This window comes from Pseudomonas fluorescens (genome assembly GCF_902497995.1).
Classification (GTDB): domain Bacteria; phylum Pseudomonadota; class Gammaproteobacteria; order Pseudomonadales; family Pseudomonadaceae; genus Aquipseudomonas; species Aquipseudomonas fluorescens_BK.
In genome coordinates this window covers 141775-166511 of record NZ_CABVII010000013.1, presented here as the reverse complement: position 1 = coordinate 166511, position 24737 = coordinate 141775, and the positions used below count along the sequence as shown (strand labels likewise).

22 protein-coding genes are annotated in these 24737 nt (G+C 62.6%); 20 read left to right on the top strand and 2 right to left on the bottom strand.

Features of this window, described 5'->3' with window-relative positions; translation table 11 throughout:
- Nucleotides 1-118: 118 nt before the first annotated feature.
- The 20 genes from mnxG to F8N80_RS16905 all read left to right on the top strand — a co-directional run bounded on the left by mnxG (nucleotide 119) and on the right by F8N80_RS16905 (nucleotide 22615).
- The gene (gene mnxG / locus F8N80_RS17005) at nucleotides 119-5944 is read left to right on the top strand and encodes a manganese-oxidizing multicopper oxidase MnxG (protein WP_150746038.1); all 5826 of its coding nucleotides are present in this window, start codon (nucleotides 119-121) and stop codon (nucleotides 5942-5944) included.
- Nucleotides 5945-6292: 348 nt separating this feature from the next.
- Nucleotides 6293-8245: a YncE family protein gene (locus F8N80_RS17000; RefSeq protein ID WP_150746039.1), complete on the top strand. Its 1953-nt coding sequence runs from the start codon at nucleotides 6293-6295 to the stop codon at nucleotides 8243-8245.
- Between the two features lie 12 nt (nucleotides 8246-8257).
- Nucleotides 8258-8914: an SCO family protein gene (locus tag F8N80_RS16995; protein ID WP_150746040.1), complete on the top strand. Its 657-nt coding sequence runs from the start codon at nucleotides 8258-8260 to the stop codon at nucleotides 8912-8914.
- Nucleotides 8911-9531 carry an SCO family protein gene (locus F8N80_RS16990; RefSeq protein WP_150746041.1) on the top strand — a complete coding sequence of 207 codons (621 nt, stop codon included), beginning with the start codon at nucleotides 8911-8913 and terminating at the stop codon, nucleotides 9529-9531. Before F8N80_RS16995 ends, F8N80_RS16990 begins: the two co-directional genes overlap by 4 nt.
- Nucleotides 9532-9540: 9 nt before the next feature.
- Nucleotides 9541-11091 carry a cytochrome c/ABC transporter substrate-binding protein gene (locus tag F8N80_RS16985; protein WP_150746042.1) on the top strand — a complete coding sequence of 517 codons (1551 nt, stop codon included), beginning with the start codon at nucleotides 9541-9543 and terminating at the stop codon, nucleotides 11089-11091.
- 13 nt (nucleotides 11092-11104) lie between these two features.
- Nucleotides 11105-11848 (top strand): SurA N-terminal domain-containing protein, encoded by a 744-nt coding sequence (locus F8N80_RS16980; RefSeq protein WP_150746043.1) that lies wholly within the window; start codon nucleotides 11105-11107, stop codon nucleotides 11846-11848.
- A 223-nt stretch (nucleotides 11849-12071) separates the two neighbouring features.
- A complete protein-coding gene (locus tag F8N80_RS16975; RefSeq protein ID WP_150746044.1) occupies nucleotides 12072-12605 on the top strand; it encodes a response regulator in 534 nt (177 codons plus the stop codon).
- Between the two features lie 69 nt (nucleotides 12606-12674).
- Nucleotides 12675-14381: a GspE/PulE family protein gene (locus F8N80_RS16970; protein WP_150784299.1), complete on the top strand. Its 1707-nt coding sequence runs from the start codon at nucleotides 12675-12677 to the stop codon at nucleotides 14379-14381.
- Nucleotides 14362-15165, top strand: a complete 804-nt coding sequence (locus F8N80_RS16965; protein ID WP_150784298.1) for a hypothetical protein — start codon at nucleotides 14362-14364, stop codon at nucleotides 15163-15165. The genes F8N80_RS16970 and F8N80_RS16965 overlap by 20 nt, the downstream gene beginning before the upstream one ends.
- A 1-nt stretch (nucleotide 15166) precedes the next feature.
- On the top strand, nucleotides 15167-15712 hold the full coding sequence (locus F8N80_RS16960) for a PilN domain-containing protein (RefSeq protein ID WP_150746047.1): 546 nt from the start codon (nucleotides 15167-15169) through the stop codon (nucleotides 15710-15712).
- Nucleotides 15699-16247, top strand: a complete 549-nt coding sequence (locus tag F8N80_RS16955; RefSeq protein WP_150746048.1) for a GspMb/PilO family protein — start codon at nucleotides 15699-15701, stop codon at nucleotides 16245-16247. Before F8N80_RS16960 ends, F8N80_RS16955 begins: the two co-directional genes overlap by 14 nt.
- Entirely contained in the window at nucleotides 16247-16762 is a 516-nt protein-coding gene (locus F8N80_RS16950; RefSeq protein WP_150746049.1) for a hypothetical protein, read from the top strand. Before F8N80_RS16955 ends, F8N80_RS16950 begins: the two co-directional genes overlap by 1 nt.
- Nucleotides 16759-18606, top strand: coding sequence for a secretin N-terminal domain-containing protein (locus F8N80_RS16945; protein ID WP_150746050.1), 1848 nt, complete (start codon nucleotides 16759-16761; stop codon nucleotides 18604-18606). Before F8N80_RS16950 ends, F8N80_RS16945 begins: the two co-directional genes overlap by 4 nt.
- A gap of 2 nt (nucleotides 18607-18608) precedes the next feature.
- Nucleotides 18609-19082 (top strand): type II secretion system protein, encoded by a 474-nt coding sequence (locus tag F8N80_RS16940; RefSeq protein ID WP_150746051.1) that lies wholly within the window; start codon nucleotides 18609-18611, stop codon nucleotides 19080-19082.
- A gap of 3 nt (nucleotides 19083-19085) precedes the next feature.
- A complete protein-coding gene (locus tag F8N80_RS16935; protein WP_150746052.1) occupies nucleotides 19086-19460 on the top strand; it encodes a type II secretion system protein in 375 nt (124 codons plus the stop codon).
- The gene (locus F8N80_RS16930; protein WP_150746053.1) at nucleotides 19435-19971 is read left to right on the top strand and encodes a type II secretion system protein; all 537 of its coding nucleotides are present in this window, start codon (nucleotides 19435-19437) and stop codon (nucleotides 19969-19971) included. The genes F8N80_RS16935 and F8N80_RS16930 overlap by 26 nt, the downstream gene beginning before the upstream one ends.
- The gene (csgE, locus tag F8N80_RS16925) at nucleotides 19968-20357 is read left to right on the top strand and encodes a curli production assembly/transport protein CsgE (RefSeq protein WP_150746054.1); all 390 of its coding nucleotides are present in this window, start codon (nucleotides 19968-19970) and stop codon (nucleotides 20355-20357) included. Before F8N80_RS16930 ends, csgE begins: the two co-directional genes overlap by 4 nt.
- A complete protein-coding gene (locus tag F8N80_RS16920; RefSeq protein ID WP_150746055.1) occupies nucleotides 20354-20788 on the top strand; it encodes a curli assembly protein CsgF in 435 nt (144 codons plus the stop codon). The genes csgE and F8N80_RS16920 overlap by 4 nt, the downstream gene beginning before the upstream one ends.
- A 29-nt stretch (nucleotides 20789-20817) precedes the next feature.
- Nucleotides 20818-21684: a CsgG/HfaB family protein gene (locus F8N80_RS16915; RefSeq protein WP_150746056.1), complete on the top strand. Its 867-nt coding sequence runs from the start codon at nucleotides 20818-20820 to the stop codon at nucleotides 21682-21684.
- A gap of 601 nt (nucleotides 21685-22285) precedes the next feature.
- On the top strand, nucleotides 22286-22615 hold the full coding sequence (locus F8N80_RS16905; protein ID WP_150746058.1) for a DUF6124 family protein: 330 nt from the start codon (nucleotides 22286-22288) through the stop codon (nucleotides 22613-22615).
- Between the two features lie 162 nt (nucleotides 22616-22777).
- Here the strand turns inward: F8N80_RS16905 and F8N80_RS16900 are convergent, their stop codons facing one another.
- Together F8N80_RS16900 and F8N80_RS16895 are read right to left on the bottom strand one after the other, a co-directional pair.
- Nucleotides 22778-24226 (bottom strand): curlin, encoded by a 1449-nt coding sequence (locus F8N80_RS16900; RefSeq protein ID WP_150746059.1) that lies wholly within the window; start codon nucleotides 24224-24226, stop codon nucleotides 22778-22780.
- A 27-nt stretch (nucleotides 24227-24253) separates the two neighbouring features.
- On the bottom strand, nucleotides 24254-24715 hold the full coding sequence (locus tag F8N80_RS16895) for a curlin (protein ID WP_150746060.1): 462 nt from the start codon (nucleotides 24713-24715) through the stop codon (nucleotides 24254-24256).
- Between the last annotated feature and the right edge of the window lie 22 nt (nucleotides 24716-24737).

The window sequence follows — 24737 nt, the reverse complement described above, 5'->3', positions numbered from 1 at the left end:
TATCAATTTCTGTCTGTAACTAACTGATAAACAACAATAATAATTATGGCATGCGGATTGCTAAAAGGGACTTGTCAAGCATTTTTCCCTGCGAGCACCCCCAGCGAGGCCCGTGATCATGACCGGCATACCCCACGCTCAGTCCTTATTCAAATTGCTGCTGTTGGTGGCGTCGATGCATGGCATCGGGGTGGCCGAAGCGGCACTGCGCTGCGAACGCAATCTGGTGGCCAACGTCGTGGCACTGGATCAGCCATTGATGTTCAACCGCCTCGGCGCGCAAAACGTCAACGGCATGATGTTCGCCCTGCGCCGCGATGTGGTCGACGACCATGACCGGTCCCTGGCCCAGGGCGGGGCGGCGGTGCCGGGCAAGGTTTCGCTGCGACCCGACAAGCGTCCGCGGCCGCTGGTGCTGCGCGTCGCGGCGGGAGACTGCCTGACCATCAACCTGCAGAACCTGCTGGCTTACCAGGCCAACCCTGGTTCGCATGAGGACGGCGAGGAAGAAGAGGGTGAGGAAGAGGAAGTTGAAATCGGTAACGAAGACAACTTCAAGGTCGACGAGCAGGTCAAGGACCGTCACGTCGGCTTCCAGGTCAACGGCATGCAGGCCGTCAACAGCATTAACGACATCGCGTCCTACACCGGGCGCAACGCCAATACCTTGATTCCACCAGGTGCCAGCCGTTCCTATACCCTGTACGCCGAGCGCGAAGGGGCGTTCGCCGCCAGCAGCCGCGGCGCGACCTTTGGTGGTGAAGGGGATGCGGGCAACGTTGCCAACGGCCTGTTCGGCCAGGTGGTGGTGGTGCCCAAGGGCGGCCGCACTTATCGCAATACCCTGACCGAAGAAGAGATGCGCATGGCCAGCGCCGGCCGCACCCCGGCCGGTCAGCCGATCGTCGACTACCAGGCGCGTTACCCGCAGCGCGAGCCCTGGATCCGTGAAGGCAAGGCCGGCACGCCGATCATCAATATGGTCGAGGGCAACGAAATCATTTCCAGCGAGAGCGACGCGATCGTGATGGGCAGCAACGCCGATGGCAGCTTCCCGCCTTCGACCTACCCGCTGGAAGCCATCGGCAAACGCAACCCGGCGATCCCCAATCGACTGGAGCCGTTCCGCGATTTTGCTTCGCAGTTCCAGGATGAAACCGCCGCGACCCAGGCGTTCCCCGCGTATTGGGCAGACCCGGTGATGGCCCACGTGCTGGAGCCGACCCGCGACTCGTTCATGATCAACTACGGCTCCGGCGGCATGGGGGCCGAGGTGGTGGCCAACCGTTTGGGCGTCGGGCCGATGCACGACTGCCTGTCCTGCGCTTACGAAGAGTTCTTCCTCAGCTCCCACACCGTCGGCGACGTGGCGATGCTGGTGGACGTACCGGCCAACGCCGGCCTGGAAGGCATTCTTCCGGGCCAGGTGCCGAACGCCGATCAGATCGGGGTCAAGGCGACCATGGCGCTGTACCCGTCCGAACCGTCCAACGTCAACCACAGCTACATCGGTGACTTCGTCAAATTCCGCAACACCCACAACGGCCACGAGCAGCATATTTTCCACCTGCACGGGCACCAGTGGTTATTCAACCCTAACGACGACAACTCCGATTATATGGACGCACAGGGCATCGGCCCGGGCGCCGGCTACACCTATGAAATCGCCAACGGTGGTTCGGGCAACCGCAACCGCGTTGCCGGCGATGCTATCTATCACTGCCACTTCTACCCGCATTTTGCCCAGGGCATGTGGAGCATGTGGCGGGTGCATGACGTCTTCGAAGAAGGCACCCGCCTGGAAGTCTCGCAACAGGGGCAAGACGGTTATCACAGTGAACCTTACGCCCTGCGCAGCGGTAAACCGGCCGCTGGCGCACGGGCCTTGCCCGATGGCGAGATCGTTGCCGGTACACCGATTCCAGCGGTAGTGCCGCTGCCAGGCAAAGCCATGGCACCGATGCCGGGCAAGGTCGCGGTGGTGCCGAAAATCGGCGAAACCCTGGTGGCCGGTGGCGATGATGACGACGAGGAGGATGACGGCGAACACCACGGGGGCAGCGGCGGCGCCCAGGCCATCGGTTCCCTGGCCCTGGTCGATCGCAGTGAAGCCAACCGCAATGCCGACGGCAGCCTGAAAAACCCGGGTTATCCATTCTGGATCGGCGGCATGGAAAGCTCGGTCGGGCAACGCCCACCGACCCCACCGCTGGACATGCTGGATGCGGCCAAGGCTCAGTCCTTGAAAACCAGCGGTAATGCCTTGTGGGCCAACCTCGACCCGGCTCAGTCCGGTGGTTGGGACGGTGGCCTGGGGCGCCATTCCCTGGACGGTTTTTCCTCCGGTGGCCAGGCGCACACCATTACCACCTCCCTGGATTTCTCCAAGGAAGTGACCCGCGCCAAACCGATCTATATGCCAGAAGAGGGCACCGAAGTCGAACAGGCGGCCATGGCGTTCCACGCCAAAAAAGACCACCCGAGTTTCGCCGTGCTGCCGGGCAAGCAGGTCGTGGCACGCAACTTCCGCACCAACGGTGCCTTGCCGATTGCAGGCGCACCGTATTACGAACCGTGCATGGATGACCGGCAAAAACGCCTGACCAGCAGCGCCGGCACCGGCGAGTTCAATAGCGGTGAACGGGTTGACGGCATGTCCTACACCGGTTCCTCGACCTTCACCGCCGACCGCCCACGGGTCTATAAAGCGGCGAACATCCAGTTTGACGCGGTGTACAACAAGGTCGGCTACCACTTCCCGCAAGCGCGCATCCTCGCGCTGTGGCAAGACGCCTGGCCGGTGATCACCAAGCAGCGTCCACCAGAGCCGCTGGTGATGCGTATGAATACCTTCGACTGCGTGCAGTACCAGCAAACCAACCTGGTACCGGCTACCTATGAGATGGACGATTATCAGGTGCGTACGCCAACCGATGTGATCGGCCAGCACATTCACCTGCCGAAATGGGACCTGACCGCCGCCGATGGTTCAGCCAACGGCTGGAACTACGAAGACGGCGTACTTTCCCCAGGTGCGGTGCAAGAACGCATCCACGCCATTCGCCAGTTCAACCAGTGTCAAGGCACCGACCCGCGCGACGGCACACCGGCCTGTCCGAAAGCCAAGGCTCACCCGTTCTTCGGTCAATACGGCCGGGCCGACTGGGTTGGGGCACGCACGGCGATGCAACGCTGGTTTGTCGATCCGGTAGTGAACACCAAAGGCATCGACCGTGGGCTGGGGACCATTTTCACCCACGACCACCTCGGCCCGTCGACGCACCAACAGATTGGTCTGTACGCCACCGTGCTGGCTGAACCTGCCGGTTCCACCTGGTTCCATGCCGAAACCGGCGAACCGCTGTACAGCGGCGCGCGGCAGGACGGCGGACCGACTTCGTGGCAAGCGGTGGTGTCCACCGGTGACCTGGACGGCGACGGCAAGAACGACAGCTTCCGTGAGTTCTTCCTCGAGTACAGCGACTTCCAGCACGCCTATGAAGCCGGTGTGTATGTCGGTGCCGGCCCCAATGGCGTGCCCAATCCGCAAGCCTTCCCGGCCACCGCCGACAGTTTCCGCTATGCGATCAACCCGCCGGTGCGCAATAACGCCAGCACCCTGTTGGAAGGGGTTGTCGAAGTTCAAGGCGGGCAGGTTCCGGGCTGCCCAAGCCGGCCATGCCCACAGGCGATCTCGGTCGATGACCCGGGCATGTTCGTGGTCAATTACCGCAACGAACCGCTGGCCCTGCGGGTGTATGACCCGTACAAGGTCGGCCCGGACGGCAAGCGCGGCATGCAGGCCGACGGCCTCGGCGGCGACCTGGCCTATGCCATGCAAAGCCGTACCGACCGTGCGATCCCGGCAATGAACCTGGCGCCGAACCTGGTGACCGCGGCCACCGGCCCCACCGGCGGCACCACGCTGTTCCCGCCGCATATCAACCGTGGCGGCGCAGAGCCGGGTGACCCGTTCACCCCGATGTTGCGCACCTACACCGGTGACAACGTGCGGCTGCGGGTGCATGCCGGCGGTCACGAAGAAGAGCACAACGTGACCCTGCACGGCGTGAAATGGCTGCAAAGCGGTTCCGGGTTCGGCAACAGCTCCAACTCCGGCTGGCGCTCGTCACAGATGATCGGGATCTCCGAGCAGATGGGCTTCAATGCGCCGGTGGCGATGATGTCCAGCTCGGCCGCGACCACCGGGGATTACCTGTACTCGATGGACGCCTCCCTGGAAGGTTACTGGAGCGGGATCTGGGGCGTGATGCGCAACTACACGGCCCAGCGCAGCGATCTGTTCGCGCTGCCGAACAACCCGAAACCGGCCGGTATGCGCAACACGGTGGCGTTCGATGGCATCTGTCCACGGTATGGCGCCAACCCGAATGGCATTGGGACCCGGCCAACCGTGCAACGCAACTATGAAGTGGTCGCGGCGCTGGCCAACGACATTCTGCGCAACCCGCTGAACCTGACCATCGGCGATCCGGCCGGGCTCGGGCAACATGTCGGCGGGCCGTTGAATCCGGCGGGCGGCACCCTGGTGTTCAACTCGCGGACCGTGAGCATTCCACAGGTCACCGTGACCGACCCCGAAGACGGTGAGACCTTCACCATCGGCGGGCAAAGCGGGCCGCTGCATGACCCGACGGCGATCCTGTATGTGCGCAAGGGCGATCTCGATCCGATCACCGGCAAGCTCAAGCCCGGAGTGCCTGTCGAACCCCTGGTGCTGCGCGCGGCGGCCGGTGATTGCATCAACATCACCCTGGAAAACCGTCTGCCCATGGTTATGCCGGACCTGACCCAGACAGCGGTGATGCAAGGCATGGTCAAACGCGATCGCAATAGCGGCCTGGGCGCTACCACCTTCAGCAACAACCTGATGCGGCCATCCAGCCACGTTGGCCTGCACGCGCAACTGCTGGCATACGACATCACCAAGTCCGACGGCACCAACGTCGGCGCCAATCCGATCCAGACCGTGCCACCACGGGTCGGTAACGTCGGCGCGTACCCGACGCGTGCCTATCAGTACTACGCCGGGCACCTTGAGCGTGAAGGCAAGCCGATCACGCAACTGGGCCGCAATGTCGACAACATCAACGCCACGGCGGTGGAGTTCGGCGGGTTGAATTTCACCCCGGCGGACGTCATCAAACAGCCGCAGAAAGGCCTGGGCGGGGCGATGAGCATTCTGCCGATCGGCGCGACCTGGGTTGACGATGCGCGCAAAGTGACGGCCACGGTCACCGCACCGGGGCAAACCACCTACCGCGACTTTGCGATGGTCTGGCAGAAAGCCCTGAACATCCGCTGGGCCAATGGCCGGCCGGTCGAAGGCATTGCCGCCGAAGGCCTGGGTGTGCCGACCGATCCGCAGGACAACTCAAGCATGGCCATCAACTACAAGGCCGAGCCGCTGTGGTTCCGCTTCGGGCTGGCACCGGATGCGCCGTTCGGTCGAGCCGGCGGCCATGGTTACGGTGACGTGCCCAATGCGCACATGGCCTACAGCAACGCGTTGGTGGGCGGCGATCCGCAAACGCCGGTGCTGTATGTGAAGCCGGGGCAACCGTTCCGCACCCACATCATGATGCCCACCGGTGGCAGCCGCGGTACGACCTTCCAGCTTGACGGTCACGTCTGGTCGGTCAACCCGTTCCAGTCGGAGAAGAGCGATACCGGCGGTTATCCGATGAGTACACCAGGAGTGGGTTCGGTGCGGTTCGGCTTCAACCCGATGTCGATGTACATCGGCGCCCACGAAAGCATCCTGCCGGCGGCGCACTTCAGCTTCATGCACCCGAGCGCCGGGGGCAGCAATGCGATACCGGGCGACTACCTGTTCCGTGACTACGCCGCCTACGGCAACACCGCCGGGCTTTGGGGATTGCTGCGGGTGACCAACGAACCTGAACCGGCGCCGGCACCGTAGGGGCACGGCTGACCCGCGATGGGATCACCTCGGTTTGGCGGGGTGGCGAATGACGCCACCCCTGTAGGAGCGAGGCTTGCCCGCGAAGGGTTCACCTCGGTTTGGCGGGGTGGCGAATGACGCCACCCCTGTAGGAGCGAGGCTTGCCCGCGAAGGGTTCACCTCGGTTTAGGCGGGGCAGCGAATGACGCCTTCGCGGGCAAGCCTCGCTCCTACAGCGAAGGGGCCACCTCGGTTTCGGCGGGGTGACGAATGACGCCTTCGCGGGCAAGTCGGATCGCCGCCCGCTCGCTCCTACAGGGGGCGGGGGGCGGGCAGTCAGGCACAGATCTGTAAGGGGAGAACGATATGAATAGGACCATCATAGTCGCCGTTTGGGCGCTGCTTGCAGGATTGACGCTGATCTGGCTGGGCGTATGGCGAGCGTGGCAACCGGTGATGCTCAGCGAGGCGGCGGTGCCGAAGACCTGGAGCAAAAACACCCTGGTGCGTGACGGGGTGACGGTGGCGTTTGAGCTGACGCCGCTGGCCGGAAACGGCGTGCTGCGCGAGGGCGAGTTCGCCGACGTGCGCTTTCGGGTCACTGACAGCGCTTCGGGTCAGCCACTGTCGGGCGTCGCCCCCGGTGCCTGGGTGGATCCGCAAGCCGTCGCCGCCGACCAGGCCCAGGGTCGCGAGCAAAGCTGCAAATCCCGGGTCGGGGTGTTCCTGAAGTCGAGCATCGGCGCACGGCCGCTGCTCGACCTGAACAGCTACTTCCTGCTGGTGATGAACCGCGATGCCAGCGTCTCGGTGGTCGACCCTTCGGTGTCGGTGGGCGGGATCACCAGCACCATGGCCCGAATCGATATCAAGCAGCCGCCGATGGACTGGGTGACGCCCCGGGACAATAAACGCGTATTCGTATCGATGCCCACTGCCGGGGAGGTGGCGGTGATCGACAGCGAGCAATTCAAGTTGATCGACTCGGTAACCGCCGGCAGCAACCCGGTGCGGTTGGCGTTGCAGCCGGACGAACGCCTGCTGTGGGTCGGCAACAACGCCAGGACCGCCGAGGAATCCGGGGTCACGGTGATCGACACCCAAAGCCTCAAGACCCTTAAGCATCTGGCCACCGGTGCCGGGCATCACGAAATCGCTTTCAGCAAGGACAGCCGGCATGCCTTCGTCACCAACCGCGACGACGGCACCCTGAGCATCATCGACATCGCCACCCTGACCATCAGTAAACAATTGAAGACCGGTTCGCACCCGTTATCGGTTGCTTACTCGTCGCTGTCCCAGGCGGTGTATGTCAGCGACGGCCAGGACGGCACGGTGACCGTGGTCGATGACACCCGCCTGGTGGTGCGCCGGGTGATCAAGCTGAAGCAGGGACTCGGTCCGATGGGCTTCAGTGCCGACGGGCGATTCGGCATCGTGCTCAACACCCTGGAAAACCAGGCCTATGTCGTAGACGCGGGCACCGATTCATTGATCCATGAACTGGACGTGTCCGCCGAACCCTATCAGGTGGTGTTCACCAAGGCCTACGCCTACGTACGCGGACTGGCCTCGGCCAAGGTGACGATGATCAACCTGTCGTCCCTGGGTGAAGGCCGCAAGCCGATCAGCCAGGGTTTCGAAGCGGGACCGCAGGCGCCGCGCCTGGCCGGTGACTTGCCGCTGGCGTCGAGCCTGGCGGTGTCGCGGGACGACAACGCGGTGTTTGTGGTCAATCCGGTGGACAACACAACTTACTTCTATGCTGAAGGCATGAACGCGCCGATGTCCGGTTATCCCAATCGCGGCCAAGTGGCCCGTGCGGCACTGGTCATCGACCGCAGCCTGCGCGAAGTGGAGCCGGGGCTGTACAGCGCCCGGATCAAGCTGCCGGACGCCGGGCTGTTTGACGTGGCCTTCCTGCTCAACCAGCCGAACATCATCCATTGCTTCACGGCGTTGGTCGAGCCGGACAAAACCCTCGACCAGCACCCGGGCATGCCGAAGGTGGAGTTCATGCTCGACAAAGCCACTGCGGCTGTCGGCAGCCCTTACGTCGTGCGCTTTCGCATCGTCCAGGGCAAACAGAAGGCCCAGCGCAGTGGGGTGAAGGACGTTCAGGTGCGCTACTTCCGCGCCCCGACGTCCCGCGCTCGGGAAGTCGCTGCCCTGGAGGTGGGTGACGGCGTGTATGAAGCCCCGGTGACCCTCGACCAGAACGGCGCCTGGTACCTGCACGTGCGCGCCGCGTCCCTCGGCGCGAGTTTCGACGACAAGACGTTTGCCAGCGTTCGGGTCCTGCCCGGCGATACCCACTAAGAGGAAACTGACATGAACCGATTCGCACACCGTGGACTGTTGACGTTCTGCCTGTTGGCCGCCGGTATCGTTCAGGCCCAGGCCCACTCGGCGGACGAGCACGCCGGCCATGACATGCCGGCCCAGAGCGCCAGTTCGGAAAACGCCCAGGTCAAGTTCGCCGATGTCGCCCTGGAGGACCAGGACGGTAAGGCTGTGCGTCTGGAAAAGGACCTGGTGACCAACAAGATCGTGGTCATGAGCTTCATCTACACCAGCTGCACCACGGTCTGCCCGGTGGTCTCCTCGATCATGGGCAAGGTGCAGAAACAGCTCGGCGCCCGGGTCGGCACCGAGGTGCAGCTGGTCTCCATCAGCATTGACCCGCAGCGAGATGACGCCAAACGCCTCAATGACTATGCCCGTACCTTCCAGAACGGTCCGGGCTGGAGCTGGCTCACCGGCAGCCCGCAGTCGGTCAACGAAACCCTCAAGGGCCTCGGCAGCTTCAGTGGTGACTTCAAAAGCCATCAGCCATTGATCCTGGTGGGGGACGGCAATAGCCGCAACTGGACCCGTTATTACGGCTTCACCGACCCGGCCGTGTTGAGCCGTGAAGTGGAAAAACTCAGCGGCCAGCGCAACGGACGTACCAAGCACACTGCCATTGCCATGGAGCATCACCCATGAAAGCGCTCGCCTTGATTATCCTGATGATGGGCATTTGCGCGAGCAGCGACAGGGCGTTCTCCCACGAAGGGCACGAGAGCGCCGCGCCTGCGGTGGCCGCGGCGCAACCGGCGGGCGGCACCCGCGATGCGCAAACCTGGTTCACCGACACGCCGCTGCAGGACCAGAACGGCAACACCCTGCGCTTCTACAGCGACGCCTTGCAGAACCGTGTGGTACTGCTCAACGTGATTTTCACCAGCTGCAACGATGCCTGCCCGCTGATCACCCGCAAACTCAAGGAGGTTCGCGAGGTGCTGGGTGACAAGGCCGATGGCATTACCTTTATCTCCCTTACCAGTGATCCGCTGCGGGACACCCCGGCGGTACTCAAGGCTTACACCTTGAAGCAGGGCGTCGATGAGCCCCACTGGCTTTTTCTCACCGGTGACAAGGCGCAGATCGACCTGGTACTGAGCCGCATCGGCCAGATTCTGCCGAGCCCCGAGCAGCATTCCACCCAGTTGATCGTCGGTGACGTGGCCAACAAGCGCTGGAGCAAGATCCGTCCCGATGCCCCGGCCGCCGCCATTGCCCAGCGCTTGCAGTTGCTGACAATGCCCGTGGCCGGTCGTTGAGCCCGCGCCATGAAGACCTCACTCATCCTCGGCCTGCTACTGCTCGGCGGCATCAGCCTCGCCGCCCATGGGCAGCCCCTGAGCCCTAGCGAAAGCGCCGGCAAACGGTTGTATCGCGAGGGGGTGTCGGGCAGCGGTGAGCCGATCATGGCCCGGGTCGGCGCGGCGAATATGCTGCTGCCGGCCAGTAGCCTGCCGTGCGCCAACTGCCATGGCACCGACGGCCAGGGGCGACCGGAAGGCGGGGTGCGACCACCGGACCTGAGCTGGTCGCGACTCACCAGCCGCTATGGCCAACAGCAAATCAACGGCCGTGACTATCCGGCATATACCGAAGGCCTGTTGGCGCGGGCGATTCAGGAAGGGCGCGATCCCGGCAACAATCGGCTCGACCCGGCGATGCCGCGGTTCGTGCTGTCGATGAATGATCAGCGCAACCTCACGGCCTACCTCAAGCGTCTGGCCGACGACCGCGACCCGGGCCTGACCGCCGACACGCTGTACCTGGGCAGCTTGTTGCCAAGCCAGGGACCCTTGAGCGAGGAGGGCGCCACCATCGCCTCGGTGCTCAAGGGCAGCATTGCGCGCATCAACGAAGCGGGCGGGATTCATGGTCGGCAGTTGTACCTGACGATTGTCGATCCGGGCCCGGACCGCGCCAGTGCCGAGCAGGCACTGGAGCGCTTGATCGAGCAGGAGCAGGTGTTCGCGCTGATCGCACCGCTGGTACCGGCACTGGATTCGGATTTGGCTGCGCGCCTGGATCGGGCCGGTATTCCCCTGATCGGACCGCTGTCGCTGCTGGGGACGACCCAGGCCAGCCGGCAGATTTTCGAACCGCTGCCGGGTTTGCGTGAACAACTGATCGCCCTGGCCGATTACGCCACCAACAGTTTGCGGGTGCTCCAGGGACCGACGCTGATCACCTACCCGGACGAGCCCGGCCAACGGCTGGCAGCGCAGAACCTCGGCCAGTACCTGCAGGAACGCGCCTGGCAAAAGGTCAGTCTGCAAGCCTACGACCCGGCACGTGACGAGTTGCCGCTGGGCTCGCGCTCGGTGTTCTACCTGGGCAGCGGCGGCGGTTTCAGTCGCCTCGCCGCACGCTTGCAGACCGCGGGGCAGGTGCCTTACCTGTTCGCCGCGGCGAACCAGGTGGCTGGCGATCTGCTCCAGGTGCCCAGTGGTTTTTCCCGGCGGGTGTTTCTGGCCTATCCCTTCGTGCCCAGTGACTGGACATTGGCCGGGCGTCTGGCCTTGACCCGGATGCGCCAACACCATGGGCTCGGCGGTCAGCACGCGGTGCTGCAAGTCGGCGCGTTCAGTTCGATGCTGCTGTTCAGCGAGGGCATGAAGCAGGCCGGACACGACGCCAGCCGCGAGAAGCTCGTCACCGCCCTTGAGGGCCTGCATGACTTCGAGACCGGGCTGACCCCGAGGATCAGCTTCGGTCCGGGTCGCCGCCAGGGCTTGAGCGGCGCGCATATCGTCACCGTCGAGCTGCCCGACCAGCGTTTCTATCTGGTGGCACCCTACAAACCCATTGCCGCCACGCCCTGACCGGAGGTCGATCATGAAACTCAACACTGTGCTGATCCTGCTGGCGATGTGGGCGCCCGTGGCGTTTTGCGGCAACGGCCCGGTCGCGGCACGGGTCAATGGCGAGGACATTTCCGAATGGCGCCTGGAGCGTTATTTCGCCGAGTACCTGGAAGATCAGGGCCGGGCAGTGGGCAATATCCGCAATCCCAAGGCCTACAAGCAATTGCGTCAGGCCGCCCTCGATGCGCTGATCGACCGCGAGTTGCTGTGGCAGGAAGCGGTCAAGCGCGGGGTGGTGATCAGCGACGCCAGGGTGCACAGCCAGGTCGACCAGACCCGGCAGGCCATCGGCGATGCCGATAAGTTCGCCCGGCGCCTGGAAGACGCCGGCTTCGACGAAGCCGGTTATATCGAGTACACCCGCCGAGAACTCGCTGCCCGCCAGGTGTTCGCCGACCTGACCCAGGTCGCCGGGCCGGACGAAAAGCAGGTCCGCGCCTTCTATGAAGAGCATCGCGCCCAGATGAGCCGGCCGGAGGAAGTCCAGGCTCGGCATATCCTGATCAAAGAGACACAGGATGCCGACGCTTCCACAGTTGCAGACGCGCGACTACGCTTGGAGCAGAATCACCGGGAGGCGACCGATGTCTCAGAGCAGCAAGGGCTTGACAGGGTCCGGACGTACCTTGCCCGGCAACAACAGGCTCAGGCTCGTCGAGACGTTCTGGCGCAGTTACGCTCCAGCAGTCGAATCGAGCGGATTGACGATGATTGAACGTTTCCCCCCCAACAGTGGGGAAAGAACTTCAGTGCCAATCCATGTACTTCCCCGCCTTTGGGGGAAGGGGGTCCTGGACGATAAGGCATTGTCTTCAAATTCAAGGACATGAAGAGATAATAATACCGGCGCCCAGCCTGGCATGAAGTGTGCATTAGTCCTGTCAAGGGACGCACTCCCAGGGCTGGAACATCGGACCTGCGGTTTCAAGGAGTCGACCTTGTTAAACAAAGTACTGGTTGTCGAAGACGAACAGCTCCTTGCCGAAAACCTCAAGGATTACCTTCAGGCGCAAGCGCTGGACGTCCGGATTGCACATGACGGTGCGACGGGTATCGGCGAAGCCGAACGGTTCGCACCCGATGTGATGGTGTTCGATTACCGCTTGCCCGATATGGAAGGCTTTGAGGTGCTCGATGCTGTCCGCCGGAACAGGAATTGCCATTTTGTACTGATTACGGGGCACCCAACCGCTGAAGTCTGTGAGCGGGCCCGGCAACTCGGAGTCAGTCATATCCTGTTCAAACCCTTTCCATTGGCGGAATTGGCCCGGGCAGTCTGCGATCTTCTGGGCATGGAGCGCGAACCCAAAACAGGCATGGGCACCGCCGAAGGTTTTGTCGAACGACGCCAGAGCAGGACCGAAAGTTTCCCGCTGCAGTTGTACGACGGCAGTTGGGTGCTGGCAGATCGTCGACGGATTCCATCGACCTCCAAGGCACCAGACGACGGACAATTGCTCACCGGGGAGTAGTGGCGCGACAAGCTGTCATGGCTCGCCGCGTCGACAGGGCTCAAAGCCCCCGGCGTTGGAGAGCATGCCATGGACCGTCTATCCCTTGCCGTCGAACCGGCGCTGTTGGAGGCTGTACCGTCTCGTTTTTCCAGTGAGCAACTGGCCCAGGCCCGGACCCGGGCCACCAGCTCCGGGGAGCGGGTACTGGAAGCCCTCGGGGTGCTGTGCGAACTGGCCCCCATGCCCTTCATCCAGTGCCTCGGCGCGACCCTGCATTATCCGGTGCTCGACACCGACAGCCTGTTTCAGGCCACCCCGGTGTTCGACCGGGTCACCCTGGCCCAATGCCTCAAGCGCGAATTCATCCTGCTGCGACACGCGGAGGCGGTCATCGGTGTGTTTGCCGACCCCTTCGATACCTCGCGCCTGGCCTGGATCGACGACTGCCTGCACGGCGCGCCGCTGTACCTGGTGCACGCCGACGACCTGAAAGCCTACCTGGCGCGGCACGAAGAGAGCTTCCACGCGGTGGAATCGCTCAACGCCCAGGCCGACGCCAACATCGAAATCGATACCCTGCAAAGCCTGTCCCTGACCAGCATCAGCGAAGACGCCAGCGTGGTGGTCAAGCTGGTCAACTCGACCCTGTACGACGCGCTGAAAATGCACGCCAGCGATATCCACCTTGGCACCACCGGCAGCGGCCTGGTGATCAAGTACCGCATTGACGGGGTGCTGAACAACATCAGCAAGATCCAGGGCAGCGAGTTCGCCGAACAGGTGATTTCCCGGGTCAAGGTCATGGCTGAACTGGACATCGGCGAAAAACGCGTGCCCCAGGACGGTCGTTTCAAGATCGGCATCAGCGGCCGGCAGATCGACTTTCGGGTGTCGATCATGCCGAGCATTTTCGGCGAGGACGCGGTGCTGCGGGTGCTGGACAAACAGGACCTGGCGGACAAGGTCAGCGGCGTGCAGTTGCAGGCCCTGGGTTTTGAAGAACACACCCTGCGCCAGCTGCGCCGGCTGGCCGCCGAGCCCTACGGCATGGTGCTGGTCACCGGTCCCACCGGGAGCGGCAAGACCACCACCCTCTACGCGATGATCACCGAGATCAACCACGGCGTGGACAAGATCATCACCATCGAAGACCCGGTGGAATACCAACTGCCCGGGGTGCTGCAAATCCCGGTCAACGAAAAGAAAGGCCTGACCTTCGCCCGTGGCCTGCGCTCGATCCTGCGCCATGACCCGGACAAGATCATGGTCGGTGAAATCCGTGACCCCGATACTGCGCAGATCGCCGTGCAGTCGGCGCTCACCGGGCACTTGGTGTTCACCACCATCCACGCCAACAACGTATTCGACGTGATCGGCCGTTTCACCCAGATGGAAATCGACCCTTACAGCCTGGTCTCCGCCCTCAATGCGGTGCTGGCCCAGCGCCTGATCCGTCTGGTCTGCGCCAGTTGCAGCGCGCCAAGCAACCCGACCGAGGAAGAACTGCGCCTCAGCGGACTCGATCCACAGCAGGTCGATCATTACCACTTCGTCCACGGCAAAGGCTGCGGCCACTGCCGGGGCACCGGTTACCGCGGGCGTACCGCGATCGCCGAGCTGCTGCACCTGGACGATGAGCTGCGGCAGATGATCGTCGAGCGCCAACCCGTTTCGAAAATCAAGGCACACGCATGCAAACGTGGCTTGCGCCTGTTGCGCCAGTCGGCACTGGAACTGGTTGCAGAGGGGCGGACCACGCTCGAGGAGATCAATCGTGTCACTTTTGTCTCGTGATCGTTTTGTCGCCGTGCTCGGCGCCAGCAGTGTTGGCCTCGGCCAGCGCAAGGGCAACGAAACCCTGTGGCTGGGCAGCGTCGGCTTTATCGACGAAGGCTTCCATGCCTGGACCGTGGCCCTGGACACCCTCGATTGTCTGCTGGCTGAACACACCCGGCCCGGTGCCGAATTGAGCGTGGTGATTTCCGGGCACTTCAGCCGTTTTTGCCTGGTGCCCTGGAACGACCAGATCAGCAGCCCTGATGAACTGCAGGGGTTCGCCCAACTGTGTTTCGAAGACCTCTACGGCGTACCGACGCAACCCTGGAACCTGGTGTTGTCGGCCGAGCCTGCGGGTTACGACCGTGTCGCCAGCGCGCTGCCCCAAGACCTGCTGGCGCGCCTGCGCAGCCTGGTCAGCGGGCGCGGCCTGCGCTTGCGCTCGGTGCAGCCGTACCTGATGGCCGCCTTCAACCACTTCGATAAAAGCCTCGACGCCGGCGACTTCCTGTTCGTGGTCGCCGAGCCGGTGCGCAGTGTGTTGCTGCTGGCCCGGGAAGGGCGCTGGGCGGCGGTGCGGTCGGTCGGCACCGGCGACAGCGACGCCGCACTGACCGCGCTGATCGGTCGCGAAAGCCAACTGCAGGCCTCCACCAGTGAACGGCCATTGAGCGTCTACCTGCATGCGCCGGCGCGGATCGAGGTCCAGCCAGACGTACCCGGTGTACAGCTGCGCACCCTCGAAGAAGACCGGACCGGCGTACGCGATGCTCTGTACGTCATGTCCCGGGCGGTGGCCTGACATGCGCGCCCTGATGCTCGACTTCCAGCCGCGCCGCCGCTCGGGCCCCTTGGGCTGGAGCCTGCTGGCCGGTGGCCTGGTGCTGACACTGACCTGCTGTTTCATTCAGCAGCACCTCAGTGAACAGGCCGCGCAACAGCAAGGCCATCTGCAGACCGCCCAGCGCGTCCTCACCGGCGACACCGGCAGCAAGACCCGCCTGACGCCGGCCGAGACCCGGGAACAGGCGCAGAACCTGGCCGAGATGCGCAAGGTTTCGCAGCAACTGCGTCGGCCCTGGGAACGGCTGTTCGCCATGCTCGAAACCCTGCCCCGGGATGACATCGCCTTGCTGACCCTGACTCCGGATGCGCGCAAAGGCCAGGTGCGGATCAGCGCCGAGGCACGGGATCTGGAAGCCATGCTCGCGTTCCACCAGCGCCTCGAAGCCAGTGACGAGCTGTCCGACGTGTCGCTGCTCAGCCACGAAATCCTCGTCAAATCACCGGAGCAACCGGTGCAATTCAATCTGTCGGCTGCTTGGGAGATCGGTGATGCAAATCCCTAGATTGATCGTCCACGAATACCTGCAAGGCCTGGGCGTGCCCGGTCTGGCCGGGTTGGCAATGCTGCTGCTGGCACTGATGTACGGCCTGGTGGGCCTGATGCCGGACTGGCAGGCGCTGCAAGCCCTCAGCCAGCAGACCCGCGAAGCCGGCGAATACCTGTCCAGGGTCGAAGACGGCAGTGTCGCCGCCCCGGTGGTGCCGCAACGTCAGCTCGACGACTTTCGCAGCAAGCTGCCGTCGCAGCCCCAGGCCACGGTTGCCATCGACAAGATCTACGCGCTGGCGGCCCAGGAACGCATCACCCTGGCCCGCGGCGAGTATTCCCTGGGCATCGACCCCAAGACCCATCTGGCCCGCTATCAGATTTTGCTGCCGGTGCGCGGCAGCTACCCGCAACTGCGGCGCTTCCTGCATGCCTTGCTCGGCCAGTTGCCGGCGGTGGTGGTGGAGGACGTGGAGTTCCAGCGCAAGAAAATCGCCGACACCGACCTGACCGGGCGGATCCGCATGACCCTTTACCTGTCGAGGTCATGATGAATACCAGGCGCGTAGTGGGTTGGGTGGCGTTCTTCGGCGTGGCGGCGGCGCTGACCTGGTTGCCCGGGTACCTGATGCCGACGGACGACAATGACTCGGTGGTCGCCGTGGTCAGCCCGGCCCAAGGCAAGGCCGGCGGCACGCTGCCGGCGGCCGCTGCCAACAAAAAAACTCCGGTGGTCAAGGACCTGACCCCGGCTGGCGACCTGTTCGCCGCCCGCAGCTGGAAGGCTGCACCGACGCTTGCGACGGTCACCGAACAGCCCGTCAACGTCACCCCGGTGGTGCAAGCCCCCAGCGCACCGCCGATGCCATTCCAGTTCATCGGCAAGCTGGATGACCGTTCCGACCTGCAAGTGTTTTTGCAGAACGGCGAAAAAATATACGTCGTGCGCAAAGGGGATGTGATCGACGAAACCTGGCGGATCGAAGGCATTTCCGATGTGGAACTGAGCTTTATCTACCTGCCTCTGCATTTGTCCCAGACCTTGTCTGTGGGGAGCACGCAATGATCAGATCATGCCGTAATACGCTAGGAGCGCTGATGAGCCTTTGCCTGTGCACAGCGCTGGTCGCGTGCAGTTCGGCGCAAGTCGCCAAGCAGGAGGGGACCGACCTGATGGAGTCGGGGCAGTACGAAGCCGGTCTGGCCCGTATCGAGGAAGGGCTCAAGGAAAACCCTCGCGACACCGAGCTGCACCTGGCCCTGACCAGCGGCCGTGCCCGTGCAGTGACGGCGTTGTTGACCCAGGGCGACATGGATCGCGCCCAGCGTGATTTCGCTTCGGCACGCATGGCGTATAGCCGGGTGTTGACCCTCGAACCCAACAACCGCCGTGCCCAGGATTCCCTGCGCCAACTCGAACACATGCGCAGTCTCGATGACAAACTCGAACTGGCCCGGGGCGACCTGCGTCGCGGTGACATATACGGCGCCGATCGCCAGGTCAAACAGATCCTCGAACTGGACCCCAAGAATGAAGGCGCCCTGGAGTTGCAAAGCAATATCCGTCTGGTGCAAAGCCGCAACGTGATTCCTTACCCACAACTGCGCACCCGTCTCGACCGGCCGGTGACCCTGGAGTTTCGCGACGCCAACCTGAAGGTGATCTTCGAAGTGCTGTCCCAGGTCGCCGGTTTGAATTTCATCTTCGACAAGGACCTGCGTCCGGACATGAAAGCCACCATCTTCGTGCGTGACGTGCGCATCGAAGACGCCGTGGAATTGCTGCTGCAACAGAACCAGCTGCACCAGAAAGTGGTGAACGAAAACACCTTGCTGATCTATCCGGACTCGCCGCAGAAGGTCAAGGACTATCAAGAGCTGGTGATGCGCACCTTCTACCTGACCAGCATCGATGCCAACACCGCGCTGAACATGATCAAGACCATGCTCAAGACTCGCGATGTGTTCGTCGATGAACGCCTCAATACGTTGACCATGCGCGACAGCGAAGACGCGGTGCGCATGGCGGAAAAGCTCCTGCAATCCCAGGACCAGTCCAACCCGGAAGTGGTGCTGGAAGTGGAGGTGATGGAAGTCGCCACCCAGCGGATTCTCGACCTCGGTCTGCAGTGGCCGAACACCTTCGGCGTGCTCAACAGCGACGGTTCGGCAGTGACCTTGCTCGATCAGCTCAAAGGCATCGACTCCGGCCGGATCACCATCAATCCATCGCCCCAGGCCAAGATCAATGCCCAGGACAACGACATCAACACCCTGGCCAGTCCGGTGATTCGCGTCAGCAACCGCGAACAGGCACGCATCCACATCGGTCAGCGGGTACCGATCATCAGCGCCACCTCGGTGCCGTCGACCCAGGGCCCGGTGATCACCGAAAGCGTCACCTACCTGGATGTCGGTCTTAAACTTGAAGTGCAACCCACCGTGCACCTGAACAACGAAGTGGCGATCAAGATCGCCCTGGAAGTGAGTAACGCCACCCCGCTGGAGCCGACCCGCCAGGGCACGATTCCGGTTCAGGTCGACACCCGCAACGCCCAGACCACCCTGCGTCTGCATGACGGCGAAACCCAGATCCTCGCCGGCCTGATGCGCAACGACCATGGCGCTACCGGCAACAAGATTCCGGGGCTGGGTGACATTCCAGGTCTGGGCCGCTTGTTCGGCAGCAACAAGGACACCGTCGGCAAGTCGGAACTGGTGCTGTCGATCACCCCACGGATCGTGCGCAACCTGCCGTACCAGAGCCCGTCGGACATGGAATTCCCCACCGGCACCGAAACCAGCATGCACATCCAGGCGCCGGACCGGCGGCTGGAGTCTTCCGTTGCGCCTCAGGCCATCGACCGGCCGGTCGCTGTCACCACCCAAGTCGCTATCGAGAAGCCTTGATCATGAACGCCTCGCAACGCGGTTTTACCCTGATCGAAGTCGTGGTGACGCTGGCCCTGATCGGCCTGCTGGCCGGCATGGCCGCGCCGCTGACCGAGACTGTAGTGCGCCGGGGCAAGGAGCAGGAGCTGCGCACGGCGCTGTACCGGATTCGCGACGCCATCGACGCCTACAAACGCGCCTTCGACGCCGGTTATATCGAGAAGTCGCTGAACAGCAGCGGCTACCCACCGAATCTGCAAGTGCTGGTGGACGGCGTGCGCGATGTGCGCAGCGCCAAGGGCGCCAAGTTCTATTTCCTGCGCCGTGTGCCCCATGACCCGCTGGCCCCGGTCAAGCGCGACGACGAAGGCGGCTGGGGTTTGCGCGCCTATGACAGTACGGCTCAAAACCCGCGGGAGGGCGAAGACGTCTTTGACGTTTACTCCCTGGCACGCGGCAAGGGTCTCAACGGCATCGCCTACCGGGAGTGGTGACTTATGCGTCGGGAAAAGGGTTTTACCCTGCTGGAACTGATGGTGGTCATGGCAATCATCGCGACCCTGATGACCATCGCCTTGCCACGCTATTTCAACAGCCTCGAGGCCTCGAAGGAGACCACCCTGCGCCAGAGCCTGTCGGCGATGCGCGAGGCGCTGGATCATTACTACGGCGACACCGGGCGCTACCCCGATTCCCTCGAGCAACTGGTGGAGCAGCGTTACCTGCGCAACCCGCCGATGGACCCGATCGCCGAGCGCAAGGACCTGTGGGTGCTGGTGGCGCCGCCGGACGGTGTTCCGGGCGGGGTTGCCGATATCAAGAGCGGCGCTACAGGGAGGGCGCGTGATGGCAGCCTTTATGCCGAGTGGTAAGCCCTCGAACGAGGCGGGTTTCACCTACCTGGGCGTGTTGTTCCTGATCATGGTGATGGGCATGGGCCTGGCCAGTGCCGGCGAATTATGGTCGAGCGCCTCGCGCCGGGATCGTGAACGCCAGTTGCTCTGGGTCGGTACCCAGTATGCCCAGGCCTTGCGCAGCTATTACCGCAGTTCGCCGGGCCTGGCGCAGTACCCCAAAGAACTGGCGGACCTGTTGCAGGACGAACGTTTCCCCAACGCCAGACACCATATTCGCCAGTTGTACCCGGACCCGATCGGGGGCGGTGAATGGACCCTGATGCGCGGTTTCGACGGGCGCATCACCGGCCTCTTCAGCCCCTCCACGGACACGCCGCTCAAACAGGCGGATTTCCCCAGTCAATGGTCGGACTTCACCGGCATGGCCAGTTACAAGGACTGGCAGTTCGTGGCCGAAAAGGCGTTCATCGAGGGCGCGTCGGGGCCGAAAAGTCCGTCCCGGTCTGCACAAGGAGTGACGCCATGAACAGATTCTGCCTGGCCCTGATCCTGCTGCTGGCGATGCCTTTTGCCGCGGCCGCCGAAGAGGACGAAATGATGGGCTTTATCGTCGATGACACCATCTCGCACATCGGCCACGAGTTTTATTACGCGTTCAGTGAACGCCTGCGCGCCACCAGCCCCATGGATTTCAACCTGGTGGTACGCGAACGACCTTCCGCACGCTGGGGCAGCCTGGTGACGGTGGAGTACCAACAGCGTTTGGTGTATCGGCGCTTCCTGCCGCCGAACACCGTGGACCTCAAGGAGGAGGCGTCCGACGCTGCCGACTGGGTGCGCGGGCAGATCGTCAAACGCAAGCTGGAAGCCTTGTTGCAGGACACCACGGACCTTGAGAGGGACGAATTATGAAAACGAAAACGTTGTTGCACCGCTCCGGGCTGTCAGTGGCCGGAATCTGGTTGCTCGGGTTCGCCAGTGGCGGCCTGGTCCAGGCCACGGAGCTGGTCTACACGCCGATCAACCCGTCGTTCGGCGGCAACCCGTTGAACGGAACCTGGCTGCTCAACAATGCCCAGGCGCAAAACGACCACGACGATCCGGACTTGAAAGACCGGGCCTCGCTGGCCGGGACCTCAGCCCTCGAACGCTTCAGCAGCCAGTTGCAATCGCGGTTGCTGGGGCAGTTGCTGGACAACATCTCCACCGGCAACACGGGGAGCCTGTCCACCGACGCTTTTATCGTCAATGTCATCGACGACTCCGGCGCACTGACTATTGAAGTGACCGATCGAGCGAGCGGTGAAATTTCGGAAATCCAGGTGAATGGACTGGCCCCTTGAGGGGACTCGGTCGACGGGGAGACAAGGACATGAAAAAGATCATTGCGCTAGGGCTGATGTTGGCGGCATTACAAGGGTGCAGTCTGCGCGAGCCGATGTCGGCGGAGCAGGACACCGAAACCCCGACCCTGACACCTCGGGCGTCGACCTATTACGACTTGCTGAACATGCCACGCCCCAAAGGCCGGTTGATGGCGGTGGTGTACGGCTTCCGGGATCAGACCGGGCAGTACAAACCGACCCCGGCCAGTTCCTTTTCCACCAGCGTGACCCAGGGCGCGGCGAGCATGTTGATGGATGCGTTGCAGTCCAGTGGCTGGTTCGTGGTGCTGGAACGTGAGGGGCTGCAGAACCTGCTGACCGAACGCAAGATCATCCGCGCCTCGCAGAAAAAACCGAACACGCCGGTGAATATCCTGGGTGAGCTGCCGCCGTTGCAGGCGGCGAACATGATGCTCGAGGGCGGGATCATTGCGTACGACACCAACGTGCGCAGCGGCGGGGAAGGGGCGCGTTACCTGGGCATCGACATTTCCCGCGAGTATCGGGTGGATCAAGTCACGGTAAACCTGCGGGCGGTGGATGTGCGCAGCGGGCAGGTCCTGGCCAACGTGATGACCAGCAAGACCATCTACTCCGTGGCCCGCAGTGCCGGGGTGTTCAAGTTTATCGAATTCAAGAAGTTGCTTGAGGCCGAGGTCGGGTATACCACGAACGAGCCGGCGCAGTTGTGTGTGTTGTCGGCGATCGAGGCGGCGGTGGGGCATCTGTTGGCCCAGGGGATTGAACGCAAGATGTGGCAGGTGGCGGGGGATAAGACTGCACCGGTGCAGGATGAGACGCTGGATCGGTATTTGACTCAGGCCAAGGTGGTGCCTGAGGGTGGGGATGAGTGACATGGCGGCCTTCGGGCCGACCAGGTCTTTTGCGAATATCCGCGGACCCTGTGGGAGCTGGCTTGCCAGCGAAAGCGGTGGTCCAGCTTGCACAAATGTTGACTATGCCGCCGCCTTCGCGGGCAAGCCCGCTCCCACAGTGGATCCTCGGCGCAGACAGAGTCCATGCACGACAGCGATCAGAAAATGTGGGAGCGAGACCGGCTTGCCGGCGAAGGCGGCTGACAGCCAACCAGACTTTTATGGGTTCAAGTAGTTGTCTGTAGGACTGACTTGAAGGCTACATCACCTTGCGCCATTGCCTACAACTACGGCAGAATCCGCCGGCTTGTGCACCCTGGGCCCTGACTCTATCGTTGCTGGATCGCTGCAAATTCAGCGATCGGGTTTAGCGATCCGAACAGTAACAGGGAACAACAGCACTCCAATCTTTATTGCAGGTTTTTCTATGCTTGCAATTTGATCATGGCGGCTGTGCGTCGGAGACTTTCGGGTCTGCCGGGTTCTCCTGTACCCCCGGTTCGCTAACCTTCGTACAGCCGCCACCCTTACTTGTTTAGCGACAGGTCATGGTGGTTTCATTTTCTACAGGATCTTCACCATGCCCAAACCAACACCGAATCCCCCAGAATCACACAGCGAAAGCACTACCGCCGCCCGCACTTCCAACCTTCACCTCAAACCCGCCATGATCAACATTTCCGCCCCCCACAACCCCAGCACGATGTTCGTCATCGCCCCGGACATCGACACCGAAAGCCTGTTGGCCCACGCCTGTGAGTCGTTGGCTTCGGCGAGTGTCATGGCCAGTGATTTCGCGACATTCGTCGAGGGGCCGCAACGCAGCATGGTGTTGGGCATCCAGCAGGTCATCATGCTGGCTGATCTGGCGGTAAACCGGGCACTGGATAACCTCGATCCCCAAGGTTAATCCCTCAGCCACAGGAACTCGTCAGGTGGACCACGTCGCGATGACGTCCTGACAACCGACAATCAATTTCGACCGTGCTCGATCCGGCGCACACTCAGTCCATGTGGACGAAAAAAAACCGCGATCCTTAAAAAGAGTCGCGGTTTTTTTTTGTTGACGAAATTACTGCTGCAACACAGTCACCTGGTTACCCGACCCATACTGCTGAACATTCGCCATCTGCGTCATCCCACCCTGATCGACACGGGCAATGTTTCCCGTCCCCTCCTGGGTCACATACGCCACGTTCATGTTGTCCGCCTGTTTCACAGTGATCTGGTTATCACTCCCGTACTGCGTAGTGAACGCCCGGTTATCCATGCCCGACTGATCGTACTCGGTACTGTTGCCCGAACCGTTGCTGGTGCCCTGGGCCAGGTTGGTGGTGCCGCGTTGCGAGGCGATGAGGATGTTGTCGCTGCCGTTCTGGTCGAAGTACAGCTCGTTGTAGTTGTCAGCCTGGCTGACCGTGGTCTTGTTGCCGGTACCGTTCTGGTTGGTGGTCATGATCTGGCCAGCGCCGGCCTGGGTGAAGCTGGCGATGTTGTTGCTGCCGAGCTGGTTGACGGTCGCACGCTGGTTGGTACCGAACTGGCCACCGGCTTGCGGGCCTTTCCAGTTGCTGGCATAGACCTTGTTGTCGTTACCCACCGAGTTGGCATTGAGCACATGGCTGTCGCCGCTCTGGTAGGTGAAGTGCACGTTGCCGGTGCCCTGTTGGTAGAGCGCCAGGGTCGAGCCGATGGACTCGAACTGGTCGGCGTAGATCGCGTTGAGGTCGCCGACTTGCAGGATCTGGGCGACGTTGTTTTCGCCGAAGCTCTGGTCGACGATGGTTTCGTTGGTCAGGCCGATCTGGTCGACGGTGACCTTGCTGCTGACGACTTGCGAATCCTGCCAGACTTCGGTGCCGTTCATGTCGCCCAGCTGGTTGATGGTCACAGTGCCGTCGTTACCAAAACTCTGGTCGCCATAGGCGTAGTTGCCTTCGCCGGCCTGGTTGATATTGATCTGGCCGGCCACGTGGCCGACATGTTCGGCAGTTCCGTAGTTCGCGGTGCCGTACTGGATGACGGTCGCGTTGTTGGCGGTACCGTACTGCAGTTGCTCGATATTGGCCTGGTTGTCGTCACCGAGCTGCACGCTGGTGGCGGTGTTGCCGTCCTGGCCTTCCTGGTAGATGAAGGAGAAGTTGCCGGTGCCTTGCTGTTGTTGCAGCGCCTGGTTGCCGCCCAAGCCGATCGACTGGCTGGCATGGCTGGTGTTTTGGGCGCCGACCTGTTGCTGGGTGATGGTGCTGGCGTTTTCGTACAGCTGCTCGGCGTAGCCGGCGTTGTAATTACCGAGATGATCCTGGGTAATGGTGCCGGTGGCGTTGTCTTGCTTGGCAGCCGCGTTGTTGCCTTCGCCGAGTTGTGTCTGGGTGATGGTACTTAAACTGGCCTGGATTTGCGTCACTTCGGCGATGTTGGCCGTCCCGACCTGGTTCTGGGTGGAAAGGCTGTCGTCAGCCATCGCCTGGGCACTGACAATGACCAGGATGGCGGCGGTGAGGGGCGTCAGTTTGAACATGATGAAACCTCCAAGTGGTGCAATGCTTTAGCGATACTGTTTGACCGAAACGCTCATGCCGTCTCCCGACTGGGTCACGGCACTCGAGAGTCCCGTGCCGGCCTGGTCGATGCTGGCGTCGTTGTTGTTGCCGTTCTGGGAAATCTGCGCGCGGTTGTGGCTGCCGTTTTGCGTGATTTGGGCGTTGTTGCCCGAACCTTGCTGGGTGATCAATGCCATCAGGTCGCTGCCTTGCTGCAGGATGTACGCTTCCTGATTGCTCCCCGACTGGACGATGCGACCGAGCAGCGACTGGCCGTTCTGCTGCAGCAGCGCGACGTTGGCCTGGCCGTTCTGATCGATCAGCGCTTGCTGGCCAATCGGCGCGGGCATCTCGCCGAGGTCGAAGCCTTGGGCCAGGTCGTCGTTCTCCATCAAATCATCGGCGCCCGCGCCCGCACTGCTGCAGAGCAGAAGCAGGCAGAGCAGGGCGGCGGTCGACGTTTTCATGGCGTTGTCCTTTGGGAAGAGG